6 protein-coding genes are annotated in these 7,648 nt (G+C 53.2%); all 6 read left to right on the top strand.

Going from position 1 to position 7,648, the window contains the following annotated elements:
* A partial coding sequence (locus tag AACZ40_RS27155) for a sulfatase-like hydrolase/transferase (protein WP_339676692.1) occupies positions 1-671 on the top strand: 671 nt, incomplete at its 5' end.
* Between the two features lie 233 nt (positions 672-904).
* Complete coding sequence (locus tag AACZ40_RS27150; protein ID WP_291170105.1) at positions 905-1,309, top strand: hypothetical protein; 405 nt, start codon at positions 905-907, stop codon at positions 1,307-1,309.
* 233 nt (positions 1,310-1,542) lie between these two features.
* Entirely contained in the window at positions 1,543-2,865 is a 1,323-nt protein-coding gene (locus AACZ40_RS27145) for a DUF1501 domain-containing protein (protein ID WP_291170103.1), read from the top strand.
* Between the two features lie 187 nt (positions 2,866-3,052).
* Positions 3,053-3,859, top strand: a complete 807-nt coding sequence (locus tag AACZ40_RS27140; protein WP_291170354.1) for a transglutaminase family protein — start codon at positions 3,053-3,055, stop codon at positions 3,857-3,859.
* 358 nt (positions 3,860-4,217) lie between these two features.
* Positions 4,218-4,901 (top strand): hypothetical protein, encoded by a 684-nt coding sequence (locus AACZ40_RS27135; RefSeq protein WP_291170101.1) that lies wholly within the window; start codon positions 4,218-4,220, stop codon positions 4,899-4,901.
* Complete coding sequence (locus AACZ40_RS27130; protein ID WP_291170099.1) at positions 4,901-7,630, top strand: ATP-binding protein; 2,730 nt, start codon at positions 4,901-4,903, stop codon at positions 7,628-7,630. Before AACZ40_RS27135 ends, AACZ40_RS27130 begins: the two co-directional genes overlap by 1 nt.
* Positions 7,631-7,648 lie beyond the last annotated feature (18 nt).

The following is a 7,648-nucleotide window of genomic DNA, read 5'->3' as shown; positions in this document are numbered from 1 at the left end:
TTGTGGCGATGGTCAATTACCTCGATAAAATTGTCGGCAAGATTGTCAAACAGGTGGAGGACGTCGGCCAGTTGGACAACACGCTGATCCTGTTTACCGCCGACAATGGCACAAACGTGCAAATCACCTCACAATGGAATGGTCGAACCATTCATGGCGGCAAAGGTTCGACCACCGACATGGGCACCCATGTGCCGCTCGTCGCGTACTGGAAAGGGCACACGCCACAGGGAGCAGTGCTGAATGACCTGATCGACTTCACCGACTTCTACCCCACCTTCGCCGCAATGGCGGATGTCAAACTCGGGAAAGACGATCCCATCGACGGCCGCAGCTTTTTGCCCCAGTTAAACGGGAAAACAGGACAACCCCGCACCTGGGTACTGAATCACTACCAGCCCTACTGGGGACGATTCACCGGGGATCAATATGTGCGAACCGCCGACTTCAAACTGTACCACGATGGACGGTTTTTCCATGTGCCCCAGGATCTGACCGAGAGCCAGAATCTCGCCACCGGTCAGGCAGGCAAACTGGGAGAACAGTCCCGCCAGTTGCTGCAGCAGACCCTCAAGAATATTCCCCCCGCGCCGCCCGTCAAAGGAGGCCCGAACGCTTCGGCACGTCCGATCTACCCGGACTGGCGAAATATTGTGAATCCGCATGATTAATGGTTGAAGAAGACAAATCCTACTGGGGTAAATCAGGACAATGAACTGGCTGTATCGACGATAATCATCTGCATCCTTACTTTCAGAAATAGTTTTGTGATCCAAAGGTATATCAAAATATGCCGGCATCATCTGCTGAGCATTCAGGTGCCGGGGGAACTGGTGGAGTTGACGCAGGCAGGGGAATCTCGTTTGAGATTGCTAATGGAATTGGCAGTATGGATAACTAACCAATGGCTCAATACACACAAATCTGTTCCAGTTGCGGCGCAACGGAGATTGTCAATTATCGTCAACATTTAATAAAGGGAGAGTTGTATTGGTCGGGCTACGCTAATTGCAAATCCTGTGGTTCGACCATTGAATTTGATGGCCAGGGTGACCTGCCAGAAGAATTGAAACCGGCGATTCTGCTGGAAGAAGGTGAATGGCAATTAGTACTGGACGATCAAAACGATGTTGTGCCTGCGCTGCGAGTACTCAGAAAGCGCAGACAGATTTCATTACAGGATGCCAAGGCCTTGTTAAATGACTTGAGAGGGACGAAAACGACACTCGCATGGATTCAGGATGGTCTCCGTCAAGTGAATATCAGCTCAACGCTGGTTCGCTGTGTCAGTGAAGATAAAAACGGCTAAACATAGCCGGGAAATCAACACGGTCGGTGATGTTAAGATAACGAATCTTTCAGACTTAAAGCGGTTTCAGACTCATTTTCGGAGGCAAATTCGGCCCCAACACATTAACGAGTGTTGATGCATGTTTCTTATTCCGATATAATCACAAGTGCAGATATTTAATCATCCCACCTACCGGCAATGATGCCAACCCCGCAACCATCCCACCAGACTCACCAGGGAAAGGAGCAGGAATGTCTCAGCGAACTGCAGAATTTTGTGATGGCGTTTCACGACGGTCCGTCATCAAGGCAGGTCTGACCGGCCTGATGGGCGTCTCTCTTCCCGATATTCTCCGCCTTCGGGCGCAGGCTGCGGAAGCAGGACATGCAAGGCAGGATACGGCGATCATCTTTCTGGAACTGGCCGGCGGTCCGGCGCAGCATGAAACCTATGATCCCAAGCCCAATGCCCCCTCGGAATACCGCGGTCCGCTCAATCCCATCAAGACGGCCGTCCCGGGAGTGCAGTTCAGTGAATTCATGAAAGAGCAGGCGCGGGTGATGGATAAGCTGGCGGTCATCCGCTCGATTCATCACGATTCCGGCAGCCATCGCACCAGCAGCCATCTGACACAAACCGGGTATTATCTGCGTGATCGCCAGAGTAATGAAAACGAAATGCCGAGCATCGGCTGTATTACCTCCCGGGTGCGCGGCAGTAACGAACAGGGCATTCCCGCCTTCGTCTCTCTGCCACGCGACATGCGTTTTGGTCGTGCCGCCTGGCTGGGAAAAGGTTACAATCCCTTCATCACCGCCCGCGATGCAGACACCAAAAACTTCGAGGTTCCCAACCTGACCCTGTTGCGAGGATTGACTTCAAAGCGTCTGCAGGATCGCAAAGCCCTCTTGAAAAGCTTCGACGCTACCCGCGAAATTATCGACAACAACGGCGTCGGTGATGCCATGGATCAATTCACACGCGAAGCCTTCGAGATGGTCGCCGGGGATTCAGCGCGGAATGCCTTTGACATTTCCCAGGAAGATGAAGCCACGCGCGACCGTTACGGCAGGAACTCTTTTGGACAGAACATTCTGCTGGCCCGCCGCCTGGTGGAACATGGTGTGACCGTCGCTTCCGTGCGGGTGACCGGCCCCAGTTGGGACGATCATCGTGACCTGGTCAAACGCATGCGGCAGAAAGCGATTCCCTACGACCGCGCCTTCGCGGCCCTCGTGGAAGATCTGCATGCACGGGGCCTCGACAAAAAAGTGATGGTCGTAGCGATGGGCGAATTCGGGCGGACGCCGAAGTTCAACAAGAACGCCGGCCGCGATCACTGGGGACGTGTGATGAGCGTGGCGCTGGCGGGCGGCAACATCAAAACCGGCCAGGTGATCGGCTCATCCGATGCGGAAGGCGGCTCGCCGGTCGACGCGCCGTATCGTCCCGAAAATGTACTGGCAATGCTCTACCGCCACCTGGGCATCGACCCGTCTACCACATTTCTGGATCATAGCGGCCGCCCCCGGTACATCCTCGAACGCCGGGAATTGATCATCGAACTGATCTGAGATAGTGTGTCCGTCATTTTGTCTGTAAACGTCTGGCAGAGTAAATTGAGGCTATCTTTTACCTCACAGTAGAGGATAATGCGTTCCAGACGATCTGAGTTCGCTGCTGATCTCAGCTTGAGACGTCGAATGTTCTGTTTCTGAATCCTGCCCGCGGAATCGGAAACGTGGGAATCCCTGATTGAAAATGTGCTTTATGTGGCTGCATGCTTCGTGCTTACTCGAATTCAACATCCCCGTGAATACACCGTTTCTGCTCATGCTGCGGCCCCGCAGTGGAAGTCAGCAATGGGTGGGCCGCGAGCAATATGTGCTGAACCCCGGTGTCTCCGCGATTGAGTTCACCGATCCGTTCGGGAATCTCTGTCAGCGACTTGTGGCGCCTGCCGGCTCGTTTTCGGTGCAGACTTCATTTGATATTCAAGTCGCTGACGCTTCGGATGCATCTCCCGGTGCGCCCTTTATGCCCGTCGAACAGCTGCCTGAAGAAACCCTGCCCTTCCTGCTGCCCAGCCGCTACTGCGAATCAGATCGCTTCACACAGATGGCTTCTTCACTCGTAGAAGGAGTCTCTCCCGGCTACGATCAGTGCCAGAAGATTGTCGAATACATTCGCACAAACATCAAATATGCGCCCGGCGAAGGGCAGGAAATCATCAGCGCCTGCGAAGTCAATCAGAAGCCCCAGGCGGTCTGCCGTGATATGGCGCACCTGGGAATCGCCTGCTGTCGCGCGCTGTCGATTCCCTCGCGACTGGTTGTCGGATACCTGGAAACGCTGCAGCCGATGGACCTGCACGCCTGGTTTGAAGCCTATGTCGGCGGACGCTGGTATACCTTCGACCCGACCCAGGACAATCTGAAGGGGGGACGGGTGGCGATTGCCTACGGTCGCGATGCCGCAGACGTCGCCGTCTACACCCAGTTCGGCGACCCGGTCGATCTGCTGAGCATGAATGTCAGCGTCGAACAGATCTCCCCGCCCGTGTATTGAGGGGCACCAGACACACCTGCGCTCCCTCTTCGAACCTGCACTTCAGGATGACAGCCGGTAAGTCCCTCCTGCAGGCTGAAAAAATGCGTTTTTTCCCTGCACGCAACGCTTCACCACCTGATCCATCTGCTCACTAATCCGTCGAAAAACTGAATGGGAATCCCTCCTGCTTTTTATCGTTTTTTGCCGGTTATAAAGGCTCTCTATTCCACGCAGACTAATTTGGACAATGGGATCATATATTGCATTGAAATTTCCACCACACAGGAAATTGCAAAATATGATTTTATATCAGTCACTTTCCATTTTACACCTGCAGAAATCGGAATCTTTCTGCATTCCCGTTTAAGAAGAGAATATGAACGTCAGCAGTATCAACCTGTCACCACCGAAACAGACAGGAGAGCCTTTTTCAATTCCACATCACAGGAATACCTGGCCTCTCGTGGTACCTGTATTGACATTTTTCTGGTTCGGTGCCGTGGTATATGGAATGTTTGTACTCCTGCAGCACCAGGCAACGCCGGGGGAAACATCGCTGGCAGCTGCGGCCTGGCCCGACAACAGTCAGATGAAATTCAATTCCATGCGACCAACGCTGGTGATGTTTGCGCATCCCCGCTGTCCCTGTACCACCGCCAGCCTGAATGAACTGGCGAAGATTGTGAGACTCGGCCCGGAACGGATTGATGCCCGGGTTATCTTTTTCAAATCATCTGCTTTTCCCGAAGGCTGGGAAAAAACGGCTCTCTGGAAAACGGCTGCCGCCATTCCGGGTGTCTCGGTTTTCAGTGACCTCGATGGTTCCACTGCCAAACTGTTTAACGCGACCACCTCTGGATACACATTGCTTTATGACACCCAGGGCAAGCTGCTGTTTCACGGCGGAATTACCGGATCGCGGGGACACACCGGTGACAATGCCGGCCGATCGGCCATTGAATCGATTCTACTGCAGGGAACTGCAGAGCGAACTGAAACATTCACCTTTGGATGTCCATTGTCGGGAGAGCAATCCGTCTCCCACCAGGAGGGACTGTAATGTCGTTATCCGTTCTGACAAAAGGCCACCATCCTGCCATCGCGAAGCGAACCCAGGAACTGCTTCAGGAAAATCAGCATCAGCTCTACCTCAGAACCGATCGTCTGTTTGCCTGCCTGATGGTGGTGCAGTGGCTGGCAGCGATGGCCGCTGCTTTCTGGATTACCCCGCGCACCTGGATCGGTATTGATAGCGAAACGCACCTCCATGTCTGGACGGCCTGCCTGCTGGGCGGACTGATTACCCTGTTTCCCGTATTGCTGACTCTCCTGCGTCCCGGAACCACATTAACGCGACATGTAATCGCCGTCAGTCAGATGCTGACTTCCTCCCTGCTCATTCACCTGAGTGGCGGCCGGATTGAAACACACTTCCATATTTTCGGATCGCTGGCGTTTCTGGCGTTCTATCGAGACTGGCGCGTCCTGCTCTCCGCGACCACCGTTGTGGTCCTCGACCATTCGATCTTTGGTCTGTTTTATCCGCAGGCCGTCTTTGGCGTACTCACGGCCAGTCCCTGGCGGATTGTGGAACACGGCGCGTGGGTTGTGTTTGAAGTGCTGTTCCTGATGATCGCCATTCAGCAGAATGTACGCGAGATGAAATCCATGGCAAGACATCGTGCCGTGCTGGAAGAGACAAAAGCCTTTGTGGAATCGGAAGTACAGAAGCGGACTCACGAACTGCATTCTGCAAACCGGATGATCTCCGAGAAAAATGACGTCCTTGAGCTGCGGACAGAGGAGTTCAAACAACAGGCCATCGAACTGCGGGCGGCAAATGAAAAAGCTGAGCAGCTCAGTGCCTTCGGTAAAATTCTGGACCAGTCACACAACGAAATCTATATTTTGGATGCAGAAACATATCAGTTCATCCACGCCAACCGGGGTGCCCGGCTCAACATCGGCTATAACCTTGAAGAACTCCAGAAACTGACGCCGGTAGAACTCAACACCAACCTGGAATACCATGCCCTGGATCAACTGCTGACACCACTCAAACAGGGTCTGCAAAGTTACGTGGAAGTCACAGGCATCCATCGCCGTAAAGATGGTTCCGAATACCCGATTGAAGTGCATGTCGAAACTTCCTACCTGGGTAACAGGCAGGTGTTTGTTGCCGTAATCCTGGATATCACCGAACAGCAGCGGACAGCCAGGGAAATTGAACGACTGTCGCGTTTTCCGGATGAAGACTGCAACCCCGTGATGCGCGCCTCGGCAGAAGGAACCCTGATTTATGCCAATTCATCCAGTCGGGAGCTGCTGGAATACTGGGAAGCGCAGGTGGGCAGTTCGTTACCGCAGAAAATCTACACCACCTGTCAGCAGGTATTGAACTCCAACGAATCAATTGAAATCGAACTGGAGACCGGGGAGCACTGCTACTCATTGAACATCATCCCGATCATCAAAGAACGGTATGTCAATCTGTATGGAACGGATATCACTTCGCGTAAACAGGCCGAGCGTGATCTGATTCATGCCAAAGAAGCAGCCGAAGCAGCCAACCGGGCCAAGAGTGCCTTCCTGGCAAATATGAGCCACGAAATCCGTACCCCCATGAATGCCATTCTCGGCTTCAATGATATTCTACTGGATGGGGTCAGCCAGCCGACAAACATCGAAGCCGCCCGCACGATTAAAGAAAACGGCCAGTATCTGATCAGGCTCATCAATGACATTCTGGACCTTTCCAAAATCGAAGCGGAGAAAATGGAAGTGGAACACGTTCCCTGTTCTCCGCATGCGCTGCTCAACAATATTTATTCGCTGATGAATGTGCGTGCGATCTCCAAGGGACTGCCTCTCAATTTCCTGATCGACGGCCCCATCCCGGAAACGATTTCTTCAGACCCTACACGTTTACGACAGATTCTGATCAACATGATCGGCAACGCGATCAAATTCACAGAAACCGGTTCAGTCACTGTCGTCACCCGCCTGATCGAGCAGCCGGAGCAACCTGCCCGGTTGCAATTTGATGTCATCGATTCCGGCATTGGAATCGATAAGGCAAATATTGACTCCCTGTTCAAACCGTTCACCCAGGCCGATGGTTCGATGACACGGAAGTTTGGTGGTACCGGACTGGGTCTGACCATCAGTAAACGTCTGACAGAACTGCTGGGCGGCGAAATTACCGTGACCAGTGAACCCGGAAAGGGGAGTACGTTTTCGATCTCGATCGAAACGGGATCATTGGAAAATGTGGCTTTGATCGATGCCCGTCCCATCCGGATTGTTTCTGAAACGGAATCGCACCAGACCGAAATATTCGATAGTCTGCCTCTGAAAAACTATCGCTTCCTGTTAACCGAGGACGGCCCCGATAATCAGAAACTGATCAGTTTCATCCTGCATAAATCGGGCGCTGAAACCGTGATTGCAGAAAACGGCCAGATTTCCCTCGAACTGGCAACCGCTGCCATGGCAGCCGGTGAGCCTTTTGACGCCATTCTGATGGACATGCAGATGCCCGTACTGGATGGTTACCAGGCGACAAAAAAACTGAGAGAAGCCGACTACCGGGGCCCGATCATCGCGTTAACCGCCCATGCCATGAGCGGCGACCGCCAGAAATGCCTGGATGCCGGCTGCGATGACTATCTCGCCAAGCCCATCGACCGCAGAAAGCTCGTCGAAATGCTTGCCAGCTATATCCAGGATTCAGTAGAGAAAGTGACAAGCGGAGAACGGAACTACTCCGAAGAAATCAATGCATCATAGTGACCAGGCAGCGTACTC

This window comes from uncultured Gimesia sp. (genome assembly GCF_963972345.1).
In the GTDB taxonomy this organism is placed as follows: domain Bacteria; phylum Planctomycetota; class Planctomycetia; order Planctomycetales; family Planctomycetaceae; genus Gimesia.
This window is presented reverse-complemented; position numbering and strand designations above follow the sequence as displayed.

Excerpts from the sequence above, each read along its gene's own strand:
- AACZ40_RS27150 (WP_291170105.1), top strand. The coding sequence starts at position 905 with ATGGCTCAATACACACAAATCTGTTCCAGTTGCGGCGCAACGGAGATT.
- AACZ40_RS27145 (WP_291170103.1), top strand. The coding sequence starts at position 1,543 with ATGTCTCAGCGAACTGCAGAATTTTGTGATGGCGTTTCACGACGGTCC.
- AACZ40_RS27140 (WP_291170354.1), top strand. The coding sequence starts at position 3,053 with ATGTGCTTTATGTGGCTGCATGCTTCGTGCTTACTCGAATTCAACATC.
- AACZ40_RS27135 (WP_291170101.1), top strand. The coding sequence starts at position 4,218 with ATGAACGTCAGCAGTATCAACCTGTCACCACCGAAACAGACAGGAGAG.
- AACZ40_RS27130 (WP_291170099.1), top strand. The coding sequence starts at position 4,901 with ATGTCGTTATCCGTTCTGACAAAAGGCCACCATCCTGCCATCGCGAAG.